We start from the raw sequence: 19,913 nt of genomic DNA, 5'->3' as shown, positions 1-19,913 counted from the left end.
TGACCGCGAGGAGGATCCCCGTGCTGCCGGAGGCCGAGGTGCAGGCCGAGCTCCAGGGCCTGCGGGCGCGGGTCCCGCACCTGACCGGTTCGCTGGTGGCGACCATCGACGGCCTGGTGGTGGCGCACGACGCGGCCGCGCTGGAGCCGGAGGGCGTGGCCGCGCTGACCGCGGCGGCGCTGGGCGTCGGCTCCCGGCTGACCGAGGCGACCGGGCAGGGCGCCTTCCGGGAGCTGATCGCCCGCGGCGAGCGCGGCTACACCGCGACGTACGCGGCCGGCGCGTACACGGTGCTGACCCTGCTGGCCGGTCCGCAGGCCAACGTGGGCCGGCTGCACCTGGAGGCCCGCCGGGCCGGGGCGCGGATAGCCGCGCTGGCCGACACCGACCTCGACCGGACGTCCTTCTGACCCCTGACGCTCATCTCACCCTGCGGTACACCCGTCGCTCCAGAGATCTGACGGGTCGTCAATTCCTTTCACGGAAGAGGTACTTGGAAAAAATGGCTGCTGTGGAAACCGCGCTCAAGGACATCATGGGTTCGATCGAGGGCACCATCGGCGTCGCCCTGGTCGACTACAACAGCGGGATGGCGCTGGGCACCGTCGGCGGCAACGCGGACCTGGACCTGAACGTCGCGGCCGCGGGCAACACCGACGTGGTGCGGGCCAAGCTGCGCGCGATGGAGCTGCTCAACCTGAACGAGGCGATCGAGGACATCCTGATCAGCCTGTCCACCCAGTACCACCTGATCCGGCCGCTGACCTCGCGCAGCGGCAAGGGCCTGTTCCTGTACCTGGCGCTGGACCGGAACCGGGCCAACCTGGCGATGGCCCGGCACCAGTTGAAGAAGGTCGAGGCCGAGCTGGAGGTGTGACGCGCCCTCAGCGCCGCAGGGTGAGCAGGCCCCCGGTCGGGACGCGGACGGACAGCTCCGTCCCGCCGACCGGGGTCCGGGCCCGGGCGACGGTGCCGCCCAGGCAGTCCTGCACCAGCAGGTCGACGGGGCCGGGCGGGCGGTCGAAGTCGATCCGCACCAGGGTGTCCTGGTCGGCGTTGGCGACCAGCAGCAGTTCCCACCCGCCTTCGGCCCGCAGCGGCAGCGGCGCGTACCGGCCGAAGGCCAGCCGGGCGCCGCTGCGGGCCTCGATCAGCGGGTAGGCCAACTCGGGCCGGTGCGGGCGCAGTTCGCCGCGCTGGAGCAGCTCGCGGTGCTCCTTCATGACGCCCAGCCAGAACGCCAGGGCGGTCAGCTGGTCGGCGCTCTGGGCGGTGAGGTCGACGGAGACCTGGGCGGTGGCGAACAGCACCGACTGGAGCAGGACGGCGATCCGCTCGGGACGCTCCTGCGGGTGCCAGGTCAGCGGGTCGGCGTGCACGGCGAGCGGCCCGGCGGTGAGCCGCAGGTCGGCGGTGCGGACCCGGTTCTCGACCGCGCCGAGCGGGCAGTCGGTGGCCCGGACCATGGTGGCGTAGGGCCACAGGCCGGGGCCGACGTAGTCCTGGCGGTGCTCGACCAGCACGTCGGGGCGGGCGGCCCGCAGCCGGGCGTCGAGTGCGGCCAGCAGTTTCCGCACGCCCTCCGCGACGGTGGCGCAGTCCGCTTCCGGGGAGCCGGTGCGGGGCGCGGCGCCGGGCACCGGTCCGCGGGCGAAGGTGTCGACGAAGTCGAGCTTGAGGCCGTCGACGCCGTGCTGTTCGACGGCGGCGGCGAGCCGTTCGACCTGGTGGGCGCGGACGGTGGCGCTGCGCGGGTCGAGCAGGAAGGTCTCCAGTTGCGGCAGGTGGGCGAGGGTGTGCCCGGCCAGCCGCTCGGCGGCGGCGCTGCGGTCGCCGACGAACGGGACGGCGTGCCAGAGCAGGTAGTTGAGGCCGAGGTCCTGGATCCGGCGGACGTGTCCGGCGAAGTCGGGGAAGTCGTGCGGGGCGGGCTGCCAGTCGCCGGTGGTGGCGTAGGAGCGGGTGCGTTCGTCGGTCTGCCAGCCGTCGTCGACGATCAGCGTGCGGAAGCCGAGCGGGGCGGCGAGTTCGGCGAGCCGTTCGACGTCGGCGGCGGTCATCGCCAGGTGCAGTGCGTACCAGGTGCAGAACACCGGCTCGAAGGCTGCGTCGGGGACGGTCCGGGCGGGGGCGAGGGTGGCCCACCAGGCGGCGCAGTCCCTTACGGTGTCGGCGAAGTGGCGTCCGCTCAGGTCGAGGCGCAGGGCGAGGTGCGGGCCGTCCTGTTCGACCCACCAGCTGTAGCGGCCGGTCTCCTCGACGGCGCCCTCGCCGATGGTGACGGGGCGGACGGGTTCGCCGACCGCGAAGGTGCACAGGGCGGCGTCGCCGGGGCCGACCAGGCTGCCGACGGGGGCGCCCTTGGGCAGCGAGGCTTCCCGCGGCTTGGCCCAACTCGGGGGCAGCCAGCGGGTGTTGGTGTCGGGCGTCCAGTAGCCGGTGGCGCCGGTGCAGGGCAGTTGCCATTCGATCCGCAGCCGGGTGTCCGGGGTGTCGGCGGCCGCCTCGACCAGCAGCACGCCGGGGGACGGCAGTGCGGTGACGGTGACGGCGGGGGCGGTGTCGCTGCCGACGGCGGTGACCCGCAGGACGAGCGGTCCGGCGTCGACGGTGCGGGAGGTCTCGGGGCGGCCGGACGGCGGTGCGGAGCCGTCCCAGGACAGCGCGGCGTTTCCTTCCACGGGGCGGTGGTTCCTTTCACGGGGGTGGGCCCGCCCCGGCCGGCCGCGGAAGCGGTCGGACGGCCGGTCGGGGCGGGGGCGCGGTGGTGCTACTCCGGGAAGTGGCAGGCCGCTTGGCGGCCCGGGGCGGTGAGGGTGAGCAGGGGCGCTTCGGTCGTGCAGACGGCCTGGGCCTTGGGGCAGCGGGGGTGGAAGGTGCAGCCGCCGGGCGGGTCGGCGGGGCTGGGCGGGTCGCCGAGCAGGACGATGCGTTCGCGGGTGCGTTCGGCGGCCGGGTCGGGCAGCGGGACGGCGGACAGCAGCGCCTTGGTGTAGGGGTGCGCGGGGTGGTCGTAGACCTGCTGCTTGTCGCCGATCTCGACGATCCGGCCGAGGTACATGACGGCGACCCGGTGGCTGATGTGCTTGACCACGGCGAGGTCGTGCGCGATGAACACGTAGGCGACGCCGAGTTCGGCCTGGAGGCGTTCCATCAGGCCGACGATCTGGGCCTGGATGGAGACGTCGAGCGCGGAGACGGGTTCGTCGGCGACGACGAGTTCGGGGCGGGTGGCGAGGGCGCGGGCGATGCCGATGCGCTGGGCCTGGCCGCCGGAGAACTGGTGCGGGTAGCGCTCCAGGTGTTCGGGGGCGAGGCCGACCAGCCGGATCAGGTCGCGGACCTCGGAGCGGATCTTCTCCTTGGTCGCGCCCTGGGCGCGCAGCGGGGCGGCGATGATCTGCTGGACGGTCTGCCGCGGGTTGAGCGAGGCGAACGGGTCCTGGAAGATCATCTGGAACCGGCTGCGCAGCGGCCGCAGTCGGTGCTGCGGGGTCCGGGTGATGTCCTGGCCGCGGAAGTTGACGCTGCCGGCGGTCGGGTCGAGCAGCCGGACCAGCATCCGTCCGGTGGTGGACTTGCCGCAGCCGGACTCACCGACCAGGCCGAGCGTCTCGCCGGGGCGGACGTCGAAACTGACGCCGTCGACGGCCCGGATGCCGGCCTTGCGGCGCAGGGTGCCGCGCGGGCCGGGGAAGGTCATGCCGAGGTCGCGGACGCTGAGCAGGGCTTCGGGCGCGCCGGAGTCGGCGGCGTCGGCGATCGGGGCGGTCTCGGTGGTCATGCGGTCACCTCGTCGTGGACGCACGCGCTGCGGTGGCCGTCGGCGACGGTGCGCAGCAGGGGGCGGTCGCCGGTGCAGCGGGCGTCGGGCTCGGCCGCGTAGACGGCGCAGCGGGGGTGGAAGGCGCAGCCAGCGGGCGGGGCGAGCAGGGAGGGCGGGCTGCCGGGGATGGAGCGCAGTTCGGCGCCCTCTTCGGCGTCGAGGCGGGGCAGCGAGTCGAGCAGGCCGCGGGTGTAGGGGTGCCGGGGGGTGGTGAAGAGGGTGTCGGCGGGGGCCTGTTCGGCGGCGGATCCGCCGTACATGACGAGGACGTCGTCGGCGACCCGGGCGATGACGCCGAGGTCGTGGGTGATCATGACGATGCCGAGTCCGCGTTCGACCTGCAGGCGCATCAGGAGTTCGAGCACCTGGGCCTGGACGGTGACGTCGAGGGCGGTGGTGGGTTCGTCGGCGATGACCAGGTCGGGTTCGCAGGACAGCGCGAGGGCGATCATGGCGCGTTGGCGCATGCCGCCGGAGAACTGGTGCGGGTACTCCTCGGCCCGGCGGGCGGGTTCGGGGATGCCGACGTCGCCGAGGACGTCGACGGCGCGGGCGAGGGCGGCCTTGCGGCTGCCGCCGAAGTGTTCGCGGTAGGCCTCGGCGATCTGGTCGCCGACGGTGAAGTAGGGGTGCAGGGCGGTGAGGGCGTCCTGGAAGACCATCGCCATCCTGCGGCCGCGGAGCTTGCGGAGCCGTTCGGCGGGGGCGCCGATGAGTTCGGTGCCGTCGAGCCTGGCGGAGCCGGTGACGGTGGCGCCGCGGTGCAGTCCCATGACGGCCAGCGAGGTGACGGACTTGCCGGAGCCGGATTCGCCGACGATGCCGAGGGTGCGGCCGCGTTCGACGGTGAAGTCGACGCCCTTGACGGCCCGTACGGTGCCTTCCTCGGTGGTGAACTCGACGGCGAGGTCGTGCACGTCGAGCAGCGGGTGGGAGGTCATGACAGCCTCGCCCTCGGGTCGATCCAGGCGTAGACGAGGTCCACGACCAGGTTGGAGCTGACGATGAAGAAGGAGGCGAGCAGGGTGATGCCCATGATCACCGGCTGGTCGGCCTTGTTGAGGGAGTCGGCGAAGAGCTTGCCGATGCCGGGGAGGCTGAACAGCGATTCGGTGATGAGCGCGCCGGCCAGCAGCCCGCCGAGGTCCATGCCGAGCATGGTGGCGACAGGGGTGAGGGCGGGGCGCAGTCCGTGCCGGCCGACGACCCGGCGTTCGCGCAGGCCCTTGGCGCGGGCGGTGCGGACGTACGGTTCGGCCATCGTCTCGATGACGGAGTTGCGGGTCATCCGGGCGTAGAGGGCGGCGTTCAGCAGGGCGAGGGTGATCCAGGGGAGGATCAGGTTGGTGACCCAGCCGACCGGGTCCTCGCCGAACGCGATGTAGCGCGGGTAGGGCAGCAGTCCGGCGACGGTGACGACCAGGTAGAGCAGGATCATCGCGGTGAAGTAGACCGGCAGGGCGGCGATGCCGATGGTGCCGACCATCAGGGTGCGGTCGAGCCAGGTGTTGCGGCGCAGCGCGGAGAGCACGCCGGTGCCGACGCCGAGGACCAGCCAGAGCACGGACGCGCCGAGGGCGAGCGAGACGCTGGTCGGCAGCCGGTCCATCATCAGGTCCCAGACGGGCTGGGCGGACTGGAAGGAGTAGCCGAAGCAGGGGAAGTCGCACTGGACGGCGTACGGGCCGGTGCCGTAGGAGCGTCCGGCGAAGATCGCGGTGACGTAGTGCCAGAACTGGACGATCAGGGGGTCGGCCAGGCCGAGTTGCTGCCGGACGAGTTCGATCCGGTCGGCGGAGCAGTCCTTGCCGCAGAACTGGGCGGCGGGGTCGCTGGGCAGCAGGTAGAAGACCGCGAAGGTGAGGGCGCAGACCGCGAGCAGGGTGGCGGCCATCGCGAGGACGCGCCGGAGCAGGAATCCGATCACGTCCGGCTGCCCTTCGGGTCGAGGGCGTCCCGCAGGGCGTCGCCGACCAGGGTGAAGGCCAGGACCACCAGGAACAGGCAGGCGCTGGGCAGGATGAAGAACATCGGGTCGACCTTGTAGTAGAGCACCGCGTCGGAGATCATCTGGCCCCAGGAGGGCGTGGGCGGCCGGATGCCCACGCCGAGGAAGGACAGCGCCGCCTCGGTGCCGATCAGGCCGGGGACGGCGAGGGTGACGTAGACGATGACGGTGCCGGTGAGGTTGGGCAGGATCTCGCCGAACAGGATCCGGCGGTTGGTGGTGCCGCTGGCGCGGGCGGCCTCGACGTACTCGCGGTGCTTGAGCGAGAGGGTCTGGCCGCGCACCACGCGGGCGATGTAGGGCCAGGAGAACAGCGACATCACGCCGATGAGCAGGACCACCCGGTTGACGTTCCGGGCGACCGAGAGCAGCGCGATCATGAAGATCAGGCTGGGGAAGGACATCATGATGTCCATGAACCGGCTGATCACGGTGTCCACCCGGCCGCCGAAGTAGCCGGCGGTGATGCCCAGGACGGTGCCGATCAGGGTGATCAGCAGGGCGGAGACGAAGGCGACCAGCAGGCTGATCTGGGCGCCGTAGAGCAGCCGGGCGAAGATGTCGCGGCCGAGCATCGGTTCGACGCCGAGCCAGTGCTCGGGGCTGATGCCGCCGAGGGAGCCGCGGGGCAGGCCGCCGAGGTAGGGGTCGACGGCCTTCTTGTCGATGGCGTCCGGCGAGGTGCCGCTGATCGCGGTGAGCACCGGCGCCAGGACGGCCGCCAGGACGAAGAACGCGATGAGGGCGGCACCGACCAGGGCGGTCTTCTGCCGGCGGACGCGGTGCAGGGCGAGGGCCCAGGGGGAGGCGGGGGCGACGGAGGTCCTGGGAGTCTCCGGGGCCCCCGCTCCCCCGGCCGGGGCCGGGGCGAGCGGGGTGGTCATGTGGGGAACTCCCGCCTTACTTCACGGACTTGAGGCCGATGGTCGCGTAGTCGATCTGCGCGGACCAGATCGGCGAGCCGAAGGCGCCGGCGATGTTGGAGCCGACCAGCAGCGGCTTCTTCTGCCAGACCAGCGGGACGGCGGGCGAGGCGTCCATGATCTTGGCGTCCAGGTCGAGCCAGGCGGCGTTGGCCTTCTGCAGGTCCGACAGGCCGGCGATCCGGTCGAGCTCGGCGTTGACCGCGGGGTCGTTGAACCGGGTCATGTTGCCGTTGTTGCCCTTGTCGCGGACCTGGCGGCCGTCGTAGATCATCGGCAGGAAGGTGCCGGCCGACGGGTAGTCCGGACACCAGCCGAGCTGGGCCAGGCCGGGCTGCTTGTCCTTGTCGCCGACGATGGAGTTGACGGCGGTCGGGTCGACGGTGGTGATGGTGACGTTCACGCCGACCCGCTTGAGGGCGGCCTGGATCGCCTCGGCCTGCTGCTTGCCACCGGTGGAGGTGACCATCTCGGTGTCGAAGCCGTTCGGGAGGCCGGCCTCGGCGAGCAGCTGCTTGGCCTTGTCCGGGTCACCGGCGGGCTTGATCATGAAGTGGTCGACCGGGGCGCCGCTGGTGAGGGCCGGCGGCAGGTAGGTGGTGGCGATGTCGTTGAACGCCGGGCCGCCCATCGCGGCGGCGAAGGACTCCTTGTCCACCGCGTACTGCATGGCCCGGCGCACCGTGGCGTTGTCGAACGGCGCCTTGGTGGTGTTCATGTCGAGCATGGTGGTGCAGCCACCGTTCTCGCTGATCAGACGGGCCTTGACGTCCGGATTGGTGAGGACCTCGGACATCTTGGCCGGCGTCAGGTCGACGTACGAGACGGCGTTCTTGTCGTCGCCCTGGTCGGCGATCAGGCGGTCGGCGATGCCGGTGCCCTTGAGGGTCTGGTCGACGACGATCTTGTCCGGGTAGGCCTTGCGGACGGGGTCGGAGGCCGCGTCCCAGTGGGTGTTGCGGACCAGCACCATGCGCTTGCCGCGGTCGTAGGACTCGATCTTGTACGGGCCGGAGGAGACCGGGTGGTTGGAGTAGTTGGCACCGGTCTCCTTCGCCACCGGGACGGGCGAGAAGGTCGGCAGGGTGACGGTCTGGCCGAACTCGGCGACCGGGCGCTTGAGGTGGAAGACGATGGTCTTCGCGTCCGGGACCTCGATGGAGTCCTTGCCGAGGTGCTCGCCGGCCAGCGGGCCCTTGTAGCCGTCGACGCCGGCCAGGTAGCGGGCCGCGTAGTCGGGGCCGCCGGCCAGTTCGGCGGAGAACGAGCGCTCGACGTTGTACTTGATGTCGCCGGCGACGATCGGGGTGCCGTCCTCGTACGTGAGGCCGTCCTTCAGGTGGAAGGTCCAGGTCCTGGCGTCGTCGCTGGGGGTGCCGAGGTCGGTGGCCAGGTCGGGCTCGACCTTGAGGCCGTCGGCGCCGGGGGCCGCCTTGAAGGTGGTGAGGGTGCGGTAGAGCAGCCGGACGCCCACGTCCATGACCGGCATGGTCCAGTTGCGGGCCGGGTCGAGCTGGTCGAAGTCCTGGTTCGACAGGATGGTGAGGGTGCCGCCCTTCACGGGCGTCCCGCCGATGATGCCGTTGCCCTGGGTGGTCACGCCCGCCTGGTCGCCGTTGCCGCCGCCTCCGCTGTTGTTGCTGCTGCTGCACGCACCGAGGCCGAGGGTGAGGGATGCCGCGATGGCCGCCGCGAGGGCGACGTGGGAACGCCTGTTCATGTGCAACTCCGGGAATGGGGGCCGGTCTGCCGTTCAACGGGGGATCTGTGCCGCCCGGGGTCTGGCCCGCTCTGAGGTGTGACCCGTAACATAGTAATGTGAAATTGCACTACGCAATGAGGCGGCCGGACCGTTACCGAGCCGTGTCATTGCCACCCGCGGAGCAGGGCAAGTCCCCGCCCCGCCAAGCGAGTTGCCCCCTGCCCCCTTCCCCCCGCCCAGCTCGGAGGAGCCCCCGACGATGACCGACCAGCCCGCCCTGAACACCGGCAGCCACGACCTCCCCGTCACCCCCGCCCTGGCCGCCTACATGGCCGGCCAGTGGGCCGCCACCCCGCTGCCCGCCGAGGAGCGCGTCCCCGGCTACCCGTACTTCCCGGCCCGCCGCGCCAAGCTCGCCGCCGCCTTCCCCGGCGAGCGGCTGCTCGTCCCCGCCGGGCAGTTGAAGGTCCGCAGCAACGACTGCGACCACCGCTTCCGCCCGCACAGCGCCTACGCCCACCTCACCGGCCTGACCGGCGAGGAGCAGGTCGGCCACGTCCTGGTGATCGAACCCGACGGCGAACCCGTCCTCCACCTGCGCCCCCGCTCCGACCGCTCCGCCGGCTCCGCCGAGTTCTACCGCGACCGCCGCTACGGCGAGTTCTGGGTCGGCCGCCGCGCCGACCTGGCCGAGGCCGCCCGCCTCACCGGCCTGCGCACCGCCCACCTCGACGACCTGCCCAAGCTCCTCACCGGCTCCACCCCCACCCGGGTGCTCTCCGGCGTCGACCCGGCGCTCGACGCCCTGACCGGCCGCCCGTCCGCCGCCCACGCCCTGACCGACGGTCAACTCGCCGCCGCTCTCGCCGAGTTGCGCCTGATCAAGGACCCCTGGGAGGTCGAACAGCTCCAGCTCTCCGTCGACCACACCACCACCGGCTTCGCCGACGTCGTCCGCGCCCTGCCCGCCGCGCTCCGCCACCACCGCGGCGAGCGCTGGCTCGAAGGCGCCTTCAACGCCCGCGCCCGCGCCGAGGGCAACGGCACCGGCTACGAGACCATCGTCGCCTCCGGCGCCCACGCCTGCGTCCTGCACTGGATCCGCAACGACGGCCCGCTGAACCCCTCCGACCTCCTGCTGCTCGACGCCGGTGTGGAGACCGACACCCTCTACACCGCCGACATCACCCGCACCCTCCCGCTCTCCGGCACCTTCACCCCCGCCCAGCGCGACCTCTACGACCTCGTCCTGGCCGCCCAGGACGCCGCCATCGCCACCCTCCGCCCCGGCGCCTCCTTCCGCGACTTCCACCGGGCCGGCATGCGCGTCATCGCCGAGGGCCTCGCCTCCTGGGGCCTGCTCCCCGTCTCCGCCGAGGAGGCCCTGCACGAGGACTCCGGCCTCTACCGCCGCTACACCCTCTGCGGCAGCGGCCACATGCTCGGCCTCGACGTACACGACTGCGCGAAGGCCCGCGCCGAGACCTACCTGGACGGCGTCCTGGAGGAAGGCATGGTCCTCACCGTCGAACCCGGCCTCTACCTCCAGCCCGACGACCTCACCCTCCCCGCCGAACTCCGCGGCATCGGCATCCGCATCGAGGACGACCTCGTCATCACCTCCGACGGCGCCCGCCTGATGTCCGCCGCCCTCCCCCGCGAAGCCCCCGCCCTCGAATCCTGGATGTCCACCCTCCTGGGCTGACCGCCACCGCCCGGGACGCGCACCGACAGGGGCGCGGGGCACTGCGCGGCCGGATCGCCGCGCGGCCCCGCGCCCCTGCTCCCGCTCACCCCTCGCGCAGCGCGTCCCGCCACAGCTCCCGCGTCACGTCCGCCGCCCGGCCCGTCCGGGCCTTGCGGTGGGCCGTCCCCGCCCACAGGTGCATCGCCGCCAGGTCCTCCCGGCGCCCCGCGGCGGCCCTGAGCGGCTGGGTGAGGTGGTGCACCTCCGGGTACGCCGCCGGCGCGTGGGCGTCGTGCCGGTCGATGAACGCGTTGCGCAGCCCGCGCGCCGGACGCCCGGTGAAGGCCCGGGTGACGGTGGTGCCCTCCAGTTCGACCAGCGCCCTGCGGTGCGCGGCGGACGCCCCCGACTCCTCGGTGCGCAGGTACGCGGTGCCGAGCTGCACGGCCACCGCCCCGGCCCGGAGCGCCGCGGCGATCGCCGCCCCGTCCCCGAGCCCGCCCGCGGCGATCAGCGGCAGCGGCGTCACCTCCCGCACCGCGGCCAGCAGTTCGAGCAGCGGCAGCGTCCCCGGCCGGTCCTCGATGCGGTGCGTACCGCGGTGCCCGCCCGCCTCCGGGCCCTGGACGGTGAGCGCGTCGAAGCCCAGCGCGGTCGCCGCCCGGGCCTCCTCGGGACTCGTGACCGTCCCCACCTGCCGGATCCCCGCCGCCCGGACGGCAGCCGCCTCGGCCGGCTCGGGCAGCCCGAAGGTGTACGACACCCACTCCACCGGCTCCCGCAGCAGCGCCTCGATCTTGGCGTCCCAGTCGTCCCGGTCCGGCGCGATCGAGACCGGCAGCTCCACACCCCACTGCAACGCCTCGGGCAGCAGCCGCTCCCGGTACGCCGCCACCGGCCCCGGCACGGCGGCCGGCCCCGGCACGAACAGGTTCACGCCGACCGGACCGCCCGTCAACTCCCGCAGCTCCCCGATCTGTTGAAGCATCCCCAGCGCACTCCGGTAACCCGCCGCCAGGAACCCGAACCCCCCGGCCCCACCCACCGCCGCCACCAACTCCGGCGTCCCCGCCCCACCCGCCATCGGCGCAGCCACCAACGGCACCGCCCAGCCGAACTCCATCCCGCACTCCCTCGACCACACCCACCGACCCCCGCCCGCCCCACCCTACGCCGCCCGCCCGGCCACCCACTCGCACCTCACTCGCACGACCGACGCACCGACCACCACCGCGGCCGGACCGACCACCTACTCCTACGTCGGACCACCGGACATCCGCACCGCGGCCCGCGGACCGGCGCAGCGAGCACGTGGCGTGCGCGGGCGGGTCTCCCTGGTCCGGGAGGATTTCTTCGTGTGCGTCTTCTGCGACGGCGAGTTGCCTGCGCACTGGAACGTCGCTCCGCCGGTAGCGTGACGGGCGTCACATCCGGTGGCTGTCACATCGGGGGTGGCGGCGGGGTCAGAGCTTCGTCAGCACCCGCCACGCAAGCACGCACGACAAGGAGCCACCACCGTGGACGCACGTCTCAACTACTTCGGCAACCAGCTCGGCGCGAAGTTCCTGAAGTACATCAACTCGGCCGGCCACGCCCTGGGCCTGTCCTCGCTGCCGGCGGCGACCCAGGAGCTGGTGAAGATCCGCGCCAGCCAGATCAACGGCTGCGGTTTCTGCACCGACATGCACACCAAGGACGCCGCGCACGCCGGGGAGACCCAGCTGCGGCTCAACCTGGTCGCCGCCTGGCGCGAGGCCACCGTCTTCACCGAGGCCGAGCGGGCCGCCCTGGAGCTCACCGAGCAGGGCACCCGGATCGCGGACGCCGCGGGCGGGGTCTCCGACGCGGCCTGGGCGGCGGCGGCCGAGCACTACGACGAGGAGCAACTGACCGCCCTGGTCAGCCTGATCGCCCTGATCAACACGTACAACCGGATCAACGTGATCGTCCGCCAGCCCGCGGGCGACTACGTCCCCGGCCAGTACGCCTGACCCACCCCGCCCCGGGGGGCGGGCGTCCGCCCCGGACACCCGCCCCCGGCCGGCCCCGTCCCCCTCCGCACTGTCGGACGGCGCTGCCACAATCCCCGGCATGCCCCTGTGCGACTACTTCTCCGCCCTTGACGACGCCACCGCCGTCGCCGTCCTCGACGCCCCCGGCGGGCCGGGCGGGGCGGGTCTCGACACGGTGCCGCTGAAGGGCGTCGACCCGGTGGTGGTGATCGCCCGCCTGGAGGCCGTCCTGACCGGCTGCACCTACGAGGAGGCCCGCGCCCGGCCCCGCTCGGGCCGGTTGCTCTCCGACCCGCAGCACGACGAGGCGTTCGTCGTCAGCCTGACCGACACCCTGGCCGAGGCCCTCGCCGCCCTCCCGCCCGACCGCCTCCTCCCCGCCGCCACCGCCTGGTCCGCGACGGAGGAACTCCGCCTCGACGGCGCCACCCCCGACACCGCCGCCGCCATCCTGCACGCCCTGTCCACCCTCGCCCACCGCGCCCGCACCGACGGCCACCACCTGTACTGCTGGTGGTCGCTCTGACCCCGCGGCCACCCAACTCGACTGTCAGCAAGGAGGGTTGACCCCACCCTGCCCATCCCCCCGCGGCGAGCCGTCACCCCCGCCCGTCGCCGTCGCCCGTCGCCCCCGCCCGCCCCGCGCAGACCGGCCGGGTGCGGGCCGCGTAGGAGCGGGCGGCGACCAGGAGGCCGAGGCCCAGTCCGGTGAAGGCGAAGCCGCCGAAGGCGATCATCCAGATCAGGCCGGCGGCGTCGACGAAGGGCGGGGCGGGGGTCGGGCGCGGGAGGGCGCCGAGGGCGAGCAGGGGGGCGGTGGCGGTGAGGGCGAGGCCGTACAGGGTGAGCGGGACGCCGGTGAGCCAGGCCGGGACGAGCGGGAGCAGGCGCGGTACCCGGCGGCCGCCGAGCAGCGGGATCGGGCGGGGGAAGGTCTGGCCCCAGCGGTGGAGCAGGCCGAGCAGCAGCAGGACGCCGACCGCCGCGGCGAGCACCGTGAGGTCGATGCCGAGCCGGGCGAGTGTCCTGCCGGCGCCGGACGCCCCGTCCGAGGCGGTCGCCGCCCAGGCCGCGGCGGTGACGCCGAGCGCGTTGCCGCCCAGCGTCCAGAGGGTCTTGACGCCGGCCCAGGGCAGCAGGCCGAGCAGCAGCAGGTACGCGGTGGTGCGGGTGCGCCGGGTCGGCGGGGTGGGTGCGGGGTGGCGCAGCGGGCCGTCGGCGGGGCCGGTGTGGCGGTGTCCGCAGCGCGGGCAGCGGCCGGTGCGGTGGCGGTGGCGGGCGAGTGCGGTGAGGGCGAGCAGGGCGGCGCCGGCCGCGTCGAGGACGACCTGGGCCAGGCCGGTGGCGCTCTCCAGGCCGCTGAGGGTGGCGAGTTGGACGAAGTGCACGGGCAGTCCGACACCGCCCGCCGCGTACACGGGGATCGCCACCCACAGCACGACCCGCCCCCACCGGCTCCCGCTGCCGGCCCGGATCGCGGCGACGGCCAGGACGGCGAGCACCGCCAGCAGCGGGAACGCGGCGACCGGGTAGGCGAGGTGCGCGCTCCAGGGCACGGTGGTGCCGGTCGCCGCCCAGCCGAGCTGGACGGCCGCGTACAGCCCGGCCCACCACCCGCTCGCCCGGGCCACCGGCCGGGGCCACCCGTCCCCCGTCCCCCGCTCGGCCCGTCCTACCCGTCCCGCCCGTCCTACCCGTCCCGCCACGACTCCTCCAACACCCGTCCGACGCCTGTCCGTTGTCGGTCCGAGCCTCCCGCCGCCCCGCCCCCGGCCGCCTCCTCCCGCCGGACGGTCCGCCTCCCCCGCCCGGGTGACCGGGCGACCGGGCGGCGGACGACCGGGCGACCGCGGGCCGGGGCCGGGGCCCGGCGTCAGCCGGTCGTCCGCGTCACCGGGATCCACAGCTGCGCGGACGACTCCCCGGGGGCGTCCGGCGCGGGCCGGACTCGCAGGATCTCCGGGCCGGGCCGGTACTCGTAGGGGTTGGAGGGGATCCACCGGGCGGCCACCTCCGCCCACATCTGCTGGAGCGCCTGCGGGAACGGCCCGGTGTTCTCGAACACCGCCCAGCTGCCCGCGGGGCACTCCAGCACGTCGAGGTCGGCGGGCAGCCGTCCGGCGTCCGCCCCGCTGACCACCGCGTGGTAGTAGTCGAGCAGGCTGCCCTCCGCGAAGCCGTCCAGTCCGTCAGGACTCTCCTCGGGCAGCCGGACGGTCGCCGAGAGCAGGCCCTGCGGTTCCTGGTCGGACAGTTCGGTGATCCGCCGCACGGTGTCCGCCGGGATGCCCCGGACGTGTTCGGCGATGTGCGGGTTGACCCCTTCGTGGATCAACGGGACCCGGGCCTTCCTGCCCACGACCCGGAACGCTTCCTTCTCCACGATGCGGTACCGCATGGTGGTACTCCCTTCGACGACGAGGCGGAAGGAGAGCCGGGGCTGCGCGTTCAGCACCGCGCCGGAGCGCCGGGCCTCCCCGGGCCCGACCCCGTGCTGGGCCCGGAACGCCCGGGCGAACGCCTCGCCGGAGCCGTAGCCGTACCGGACGGCGACGTCCAGCAGCGACGGTTCCCCGGCCAGTACCTCGGCCGCCGCGACGGTCAGCCGCCGGCGCCGCACGTACTCGGACAGCGGCATCCCGGCCAGCGACGAGAACAGCCGCCGGAAGTGGTACTCCGACGTGGCGGTGATCCGGGCCAGTTCGGCCACCTCCAACCGCCGGTCGAGGTGCTCCTCGACGTGGTCCATCGCCTGGTTCAACCGCTCCAGCAACCCCGCTCCCCTTCCCTTTTCCGTGTCTTCGACCCTAGGGAGGGGCGAACCCCCCGCACCCGACATTCCCTGCCCGCTCCGGTCGGGTGGCCCCGCCAGTCCCCGCCGGGCCGCACCGGGCCCCGCCGCTCACCGCCCCGCAGGGCGGATCAGCCCGGCCGCGAGACCCGCGGCGATGGCGGAGGTCCGGGAGTCGACGCCGAGCTTGTCGTAGATGTGGACCAGGTGGGTCTTGACGGTGGCTTCGCTGATGAACAGGCGCTTGGAGATCTGCCGGTTCGGCAGGCCCTCGGCGAGGAGCTGGAGGATCTCCGCCTCGCGCGGGGAGAGCGAGGGGCGGCCGGCCCGGACCCGGCCGAGCAGGCGGGCGGCGACGGGCGGGGCGAGGACGGTCTCGCCGCGGGCGGTGGCCTGGATCGCGGCGGCGAGGTCCTCCGGCGGGGCGTCCTTGAGCAGGTAGCCGGTGGCGCCGGCCTCGACGGCGGCGAGGATGTCGGCGTCGGTGGAGTAGGTGGTGAGGACCAGGACGGCGGGCGGGTCGGGCAGCGCGGTGATCCGGCGGGTGGCTTCGACGCCGTGCATGCCGGTGCCCATCTGGAGGTCCATCAGGACGACGTCGGGGCGCCGGTCGGCGGGCAGCCCGGCGAGCAGGTCGAGTGCGGCGGCGCCGTCCGCGGCCTCGCCGACGGCGGTCACCTCGGGCAGGTCGTCGACCATGGCGCGCAGCCCGCGCCGGACCACGGGGTGGTCGTCCACCACCAGGACCCGGATCACCGCCGCACCCCCGCGAGCGCGAACCGCCGCCCGGCCGCCGCCCGCCACCCGGCCGCCGCCCGCAGCGCACCGCCGGGAAGCCGACCGCCGGGAAGCCGACCGTCGGCCGCCTCCCGGGCCCGGGCCGTTCCCCGGCCGCGTCCCCGGACGGCTGCGCCGCAGCGGCCGCCGGCGGGTCGATGGCGCGCAGCGGGAGCGTGGCGGCGACGGCGGTGCCCTCGCCGGGCGCGGATTCGACGGTGAGGGTGCCGCCGAGGGCGGCGATGCGTTCGTGCATGCCGTGCAGGCCGAAGGAGTCGGGGGCGGGTGCGGTGGCCGGGTCGAAGCCGGTGCCGTCGTCGTAGACGTCGAGGGTGACGGCGTCGTCGAGGTAGCCGAGGGTGACGGCGATGTGCGGGGCGGCGGCGTGCCGGACGGCGTTGGCGAGGGCCTCCTGGGTGAGGCGCAGCAGCGCGACCTCGGCCTCGACGGGCAGCGGGTACGGGTCGCCGTCGCGGTGGAAGGCGGCGTCGGCGCCGTCGGCGAGGCGGCGCAGCGCGTCGGGGAGGGTGGTGCCGTCGAGGGCGGGCGGGGTGAGGGCGTGGACGAAGCGGCGGGCCTCGGCGAGGTTGGCGGAGGCGGTGCGTTCGATCTCCTCCAGCAGCGGCGCGGCGTCGGGGGCGCTGCCGGCCTCGCGGGCCAGCAGCACGATGCCGGCCAGGCCCTGGGCGAGGGTGTCGTGGATCTCCCGGGCCAGGCGCTGGCGTTCGGCGAGGCGGCCGGCTTCGCGCTGGCTGGCGGCGAGTTCGTCGCGGGTGCGGACCAGGTCGTCGATGAGCTGCTGGCGGGCCCGGCTCTCCCGGTAGAGGGCGGCGTAGCCGTGGGCGGTGAGCAGGGCGACGGCGAGTCCGGCCAGCGGGCCGAGGACCTTGGCGGTGGTGAGTCCGCCGGGGGTGGTGGTCTGGGCGGCGACGACGGCGGCGGTGAGGGCCAGGACGGCGGGCAGCGCGAGGCGGCGCGGCAGGACGTGCAGGCAGACGAAGTACAGCGGGAAGGCGAGGTAGCTGAACTCGGGGTGCTGGAGGGTGAGTCCGATCCACAGGGCGGCGACGGCGAGCAGCCAGCCGGCGCCGAGGGCGCGCGAGGTGCGGACCGGCCGCAGCACGCCGCCGGCCGCGTAGCAGGCGGCGAGCGCCCCGGCGGTGGCCCAGCCGCCGGGGCCGAGCGCGCCGTCGGCGGCGGCCCGGGCCAGCAGGACGGCGAGCAGGGCGAGGAACAGCCCGTGCACGGCGAGGTTGGCCAGCCGCAGCGCGGGGGTGGGGCCGGTCGGGGAGCGGTGCGCGTCGGCGGTCGGGGTTTCGGTACGGGGCACGCTGTCCGAGGGTACGGGGCGGTGGCGGCGGCGGGCGGTGGCGCGGCATCAACCGTTCGATGGATTTCCGGCTGCACCTCTCGACGGGTGCGCACTCCCTCCGTCTCCCCGATGGCAGCGGGGCCTGCGCGGGCGAGTCTGGGGTGGTCTGCTCCGGTGTCCCTCCGAAAGGTTTCCCGTGTTCGTCGCTTTGCGTGACATCCGTTTCGCCCGTGGGCGGTTCGCCCTGATGGGAGCGGTGGTCACCCTGATCACGACCCTGGTGGTGTTCCTGTACGGCCTGACCGGGGGCCTGGCCTCGGCGGCGTCCTCGACGATCGCCGAACTCCCGGCGGACGGCGTGGTGTTCGGCGCGCCGGCGGGTGCGCAGGCGGAGGTGTCGTTCGCGTCCAGCACGGTCTCGCCGGCCCAGCGGGACGCGGTGGCGGCGGCGGGGGCGGGCGCGGTGCACCCGCTGGGGGTGGCGATGTCGCGATTGACGGCGGGCGGCGGCGCGGCCTCGGTGAGCGTGCTGGGCACCGACCCGGAGCTGCTGCCGCCGCTGGTCCGGGGCACCGCCCCGGCGGACGGCCAGCTCGCGGTCGGCACCGGCCTGGCCGCCGAGTACCACCTCTCCCCCGGCAGCCGGGTGAGCGTCGGCGCGCAGGAGTTGACGGTCTCGGCGGTCACCGCCGAGCGTTCGCTCTCGCACGCCCCGAGCGTGTGGACCACCCCGGAGACCTGGCAGCGGGTCTCCGGCCAGCATCAGCCCACCGCGCTCGCGGTCCGCGGCACCCCGCACGGCCTGCCCGCCGACCTGCGGGCGGTGTCGCTGGACGGCGCGCTGTCCGGCATCAACGGGTACGCGGCCGAGCAGGGCAGCCTGCAGCTGATCCAGGGCTTCCTGTTCGCGGTGAGCGCCCTGGTGGTGGGCGCGTTCTTCACGGTGTGGACGGTGCAGCGCCGCCCGGACATCGCGGTGCTGAAGGCGGTCGGCGCGTCCAGCGGCTACCTGGTGCGCGACGCGCTGGCCCAGGCGGCGGCCGTGCTGCTGGCGGGCGCGCTGCTGGGCGGGGCGCTGGGCGCGGCCGGCGGGGCGTTCGCGTCGGCCGCGGTGCCGTTCGACGTGGGCGTCCTGACCGTGGCCGTGCCGGTCGGCGCGATGGTGCTGCTGGGCCTGCTGGGCGCGGCCCTCGCGGTGCGCCGGATCACCGCGGTCGACCCGCTGGCGGCGCTGGGCGCCAACCGATGACCACCCACCCCACCCCGGAAGGCCCTGCCATGACCACCACCCCGACCGCCGGAACCGACCTGCGCACCGGCCTCGCGCTGCGCGGCGTGACGCTCGGCTACCCGGACGGCGAGAGCCGGCTGATCGCCCTGGACGAGGTCGAACTGTCCGTCGCCCCGGGCGAGTTCACCGCCATCGCGGGGCCGTCCGGCTCCGGCAAGTCCAGCCTGCTGGCGGTCGCGGCGACGCTGCTGCGACCGGACCGCGGCGAGGTGCTGGTCGACGGCGTGGACGCGGGCGCGCTGGACGAGCGCGAGCGCACCGCGCTGCGCCGCGAGCGCCTGGGCATCGTCTTCCAGCAGTCGAACCTGCTGGCCTCGCTGACCGCCGTCGAGCAGCTGCTGGTCCTGGAGTCGGTGCGCGGCCGCCGCCCGGCCCGGGCCCGTGCCCGGGCCGAGGAGCTGCTGGAGTCGGTCGGCCTGGCGGGCGCCAAGCAGCGCCGCCGCCCGCACCAGCTGTCGGGCGGCGAGCGCCAGCGGGTGAACATCGCCCGCGCCCTGTTCGGCAGCCCGTCCGTCCTGCTGGTGGACGAGCCGACCTCGGCCCTGGACCACGAGCGCGGCGCCCAGGTGGTCGACCTGCTCGCCGAGGTGACCCGCACCCACCGCACCGCCACCGTGATGGTCACCCACGACCGCGACCTGCTGGGCCGCGCCGACCGCGTCCTGACCATGCAGGACGGCCGCCTGCACGCCTGACCGCCCGGCCGGCCGACCGCCCGGCCCGCTACCGGTCTGCCGACCCGCTGACGTCCTGTCGGCCCAACAGCCCGTCAGCGGGCCGGCAGCCGCAGCGCGCTCTCCGGCTCGGCGGGCCCGGCGGCGGGCTTGCCGCCGGCCGCCCACAGGTGGCGGATGTGGCCGAGGTGCCGGGTCATGCAGGCTTCGGCGGCGTCGGCGTCGCCGGTCAGCAGCACGTCCAGCAGCTCCAGGTGCTCCTCGGCGGAGCTGACCAGTTCGCCCTGCTGGTCGAGCCGGTTGAGGCCGTACAGCCGGGAGCGCTTGCGCAGGTCGCCGACGGTCTCGACCAGGCGGGCGTTGCCGGCCAGCGCGAGCAGGTCGAGGTGGAACTGGCGGTCGGCCTCCAGGTAGCCGATCAGGTCGTGCTTGCGGGCGGCCTCGACGATCGCCGCGGCCTGCGGGCGCAGCGCCTCCAGCTGTTCGGCGGTGGCGGTCCGGGCGACCTGGCCGACAGTGGGGACCTCGATCAGCGCGCGGATCTCGGTGAACTCGTCGAGGTCCCGGTCGGAGAGCTCGGTGACCCGGAAGCCCTTGTTGCGGACGGCTTCGACCAGGCCCTCGCGGGCCAGGTCGAGCATCGCCTCGCGGACGGGGGTGGCGGAGACCCCGAAGTCGGCGGCCAGCGTCGGGGCGGAGTAGACCACCCCGGGGCGCAGTTCACCGGAGATGAGTGCCGCACGCAGGGCGTGGGCGACCTGGTCGCGCAGCCGCTCCTGGACGGAGATGAGGTTGCGGGGCTTGAGGTCGGCCATGGTGTTCCTCCGGAGGTTCAAACAGGGCCCCATTGTACAATGTCACGTTGCGGAGAGTGAATGCCCTGCGTACAGCCGTCGCTGTCCGTGTCCCG

18 protein-coding genes and 1 pseudogene are annotated in these 19,913 nt (G+C 74.2%); 7 read left to right on the top strand and 12 right to left on the bottom strand.

Annotated elements, in window-relative coordinates:
• Nucleotides 1–20 precede the first annotated feature (20 nt).
• On the top strand, nt 21–410 hold the full coding sequence (locus OU787_RS30725; RefSeq protein ID WP_030458397.1) for a roadblock/LC7 domain-containing protein: 390 nt from the start codon (nt 21–23) through the stop codon (nt 408–410).
• 92 nt (nt 411–502) lie between these two features.
• Nucleotides 503–877 carry a hypothetical protein gene (locus OU787_RS30720; RefSeq protein ID WP_030458396.1) on the top strand — a complete coding sequence of 125 codons (375 nt, stop codon included), beginning with the start codon at nt 503–505 and terminating at the stop codon, nt 875–877.
• A gap of 7 nt (nt 878–884) precedes the next feature.
• Here the strand turns inward: OU787_RS30720 and OU787_RS30715 are convergent, their stop codons facing one another.
• From OU787_RS30715 to OU787_RS30690, 6 genes are all read right to left on the bottom strand, one after another.
• Nucleotides 885–2,681, bottom strand: a complete 1,797-nt coding sequence (locus OU787_RS30715) for a glycoside hydrolase family 36 protein (RefSeq protein WP_063759553.1) — start codon at nt 2,679–2,681, stop codon at nt 885–887.
• A gap of 89 nt (nt 2,682–2,770) precedes the next feature.
• Nucleotides 2,771–3,784 carry an ABC transporter ATP-binding protein gene (locus OU787_RS30710; protein ID WP_030458394.1) on the bottom strand — a complete coding sequence of 338 codons (1,014 nt, stop codon included), beginning with the start codon at nt 3,782–3,784 and terminating at the stop codon, nt 2,771–2,773.
• Complete coding sequence (locus tag OU787_RS30705) at nt 3,781–4,767, bottom strand: ABC transporter ATP-binding protein (RefSeq protein WP_030458393.1); 987 nt, start codon at nt 4,765–4,767, stop codon at nt 3,781–3,783. Before OU787_RS30705 ends, OU787_RS30710 begins: the two co-directional genes overlap by 4 nt.
• Nucleotides 4,764–5,753, bottom strand: coding sequence for an ABC transporter permease (locus OU787_RS30700; RefSeq protein WP_030458392.1), 990 nt, complete (start codon nt 5,751–5,753; stop codon nt 4,764–4,766). The genes OU787_RS30705 and OU787_RS30700 overlap by 4 nt, the downstream gene beginning before the upstream one ends.
• The gene (locus OU787_RS30695; RefSeq protein WP_030458391.1) at nt 5,750–6,718 is read right to left on the bottom strand and encodes an ABC transporter permease; all 969 of its coding nucleotides are present in this window, start codon (nt 6,716–6,718) and stop codon (nt 5,750–5,752) included. The genes OU787_RS30700 and OU787_RS30695 overlap by 4 nt, the downstream gene beginning before the upstream one ends.
• Nucleotides 6,719–6,734: 16 nt before the next feature.
• Nucleotides 6,735–8,477, bottom strand: a complete 1,743-nt coding sequence (locus OU787_RS30690; protein WP_030458390.1) for an ABC transporter substrate-binding protein — start codon at nt 8,475–8,477, stop codon at nt 6,735–6,737.
• 241 nt (nt 8,478–8,718) lie between these two features.
• Between OU787_RS30690 and OU787_RS30685 the strand changes: the two genes are divergently transcribed.
• Nucleotides 8,719–10,164: an aminopeptidase P family protein gene (locus tag OU787_RS30685; protein WP_030458389.1), complete on the top strand. Its 1,446-nt coding sequence runs from the start codon at nt 8,719–8,721 to the stop codon at nt 10,162–10,164.
• Nucleotides 10,165–10,249: 85 nt separating this feature from the next.
• Here OU787_RS30685 and OU787_RS30680 read toward each other — a convergent pair whose 3' ends face one another.
• Nucleotides 10,250–11,230, bottom strand: coding sequence for a nitronate monooxygenase (locus OU787_RS30680; protein WP_442788658.1), 981 nt, complete (start codon nt 11,228–11,230; stop codon nt 10,250–10,252).
• A gap of 433 nt (nt 11,231–11,663) precedes the next feature.
• Between OU787_RS30680 and OU787_RS30675 the strand changes: the two genes are divergently transcribed.
• Nucleotides 11,664–12,137: a carboxymuconolactone decarboxylase family protein gene (locus tag OU787_RS30675; protein ID WP_030458387.1), complete on the top strand. Its 474-nt coding sequence runs from the start codon at nt 11,664–11,666 to the stop codon at nt 12,135–12,137.
• A 100-nt stretch (nt 12,138–12,237) separates the two neighbouring features.
• Nucleotides 12,238–12,684, top strand: a complete 447-nt coding sequence (locus OU787_RS30670) for a hypothetical protein (RefSeq protein ID WP_030458386.1) — start codon at nt 12,238–12,240, stop codon at nt 12,682–12,684.
• A 73-nt stretch (nt 12,685–12,757) separates the two neighbouring features.
• Here the strand turns inward: OU787_RS30670 and OU787_RS30665 are convergent, their stop codons facing one another.
• From OU787_RS30665 to OU787_RS34680, 4 genes and pseudogenes are all read right to left on the bottom strand, one after another.
• Nucleotides 12,758–13,789, bottom strand: a complete 1,032-nt coding sequence (locus OU787_RS30665; protein ID WP_268661313.1) for a hypothetical protein — start codon at nt 13,787–13,789, stop codon at nt 12,758–12,760.
• 242 nt (nt 13,790–14,031) lie between these two features.
• Nucleotides 14,032–14,931, bottom strand: a complete 900-nt coding sequence (locus tag OU787_RS30660; RefSeq protein WP_030458384.1) for an AraC family transcriptional regulator — start codon at nt 14,929–14,931, stop codon at nt 14,032–14,034.
• A gap of 129 nt (nt 14,932–15,060) precedes the next feature.
• Nucleotides 15,061–15,705, bottom strand: a complete 645-nt coding sequence (locus OU787_RS30655) for a response regulator (protein ID WP_030458383.1) — start codon at nt 15,703–15,705, stop codon at nt 15,061–15,063.
• Nucleotides 15,706–15,949: 244 nt separating this feature from the next.
• A pseudogene (locus tag OU787_RS34680) lies at nt 15,950–16,393 on the bottom strand (sensor histidine kinase); the annotation flags it as partial.
• Between the two features lie 892 nt (nt 16,394–17,285).
• On the opposite strand from OU787_RS34680, the gene OU787_RS30645 reads away from it, so the two are divergent.
• Nucleotides 17,286–18,287, top strand: coding sequence for an FtsX-like permease family protein (locus OU787_RS30645; protein ID WP_396261167.1), 1,002 nt, complete (start codon nt 17,286–17,288; stop codon nt 18,285–18,287).
• A gap of 29 nt (nt 18,288–18,316) precedes the next feature.
• On the top strand, nt 18,317–19,024 hold the full coding sequence (locus OU787_RS30640) for an ABC transporter ATP-binding protein (protein ID WP_051816593.1): 708 nt from the start codon (nt 18,317–18,319) through the stop codon (nt 19,022–19,024).
• 74 nt (nt 19,025–19,098) lie between these two features.
• Here OU787_RS30640 and OU787_RS30635 read toward each other — a convergent pair whose 3' ends face one another.
• Nucleotides 19,099–19,818 carry a GntR family transcriptional regulator gene (locus OU787_RS30635; RefSeq protein ID WP_030458379.1) on the bottom strand — a complete coding sequence of 240 codons (720 nt, stop codon included), beginning with the start codon at nt 19,816–19,818 and terminating at the stop codon, nt 19,099–19,101.
• Nucleotides 19,819–19,913 lie beyond the last annotated feature (95 nt).

Source organism: Kitasatospora sp. YST-16, from assembly GCF_026802215.1.
GTDB lineage: Bacteria > Actinomycetota > Actinomycetes > Streptomycetales > Streptomycetaceae > Kitasatospora > Kitasatospora cineracea.
Note: the sequence above shows the minus strand (reverse complement) of the source record. Positions and strands in the feature narration are given on the sequence as shown.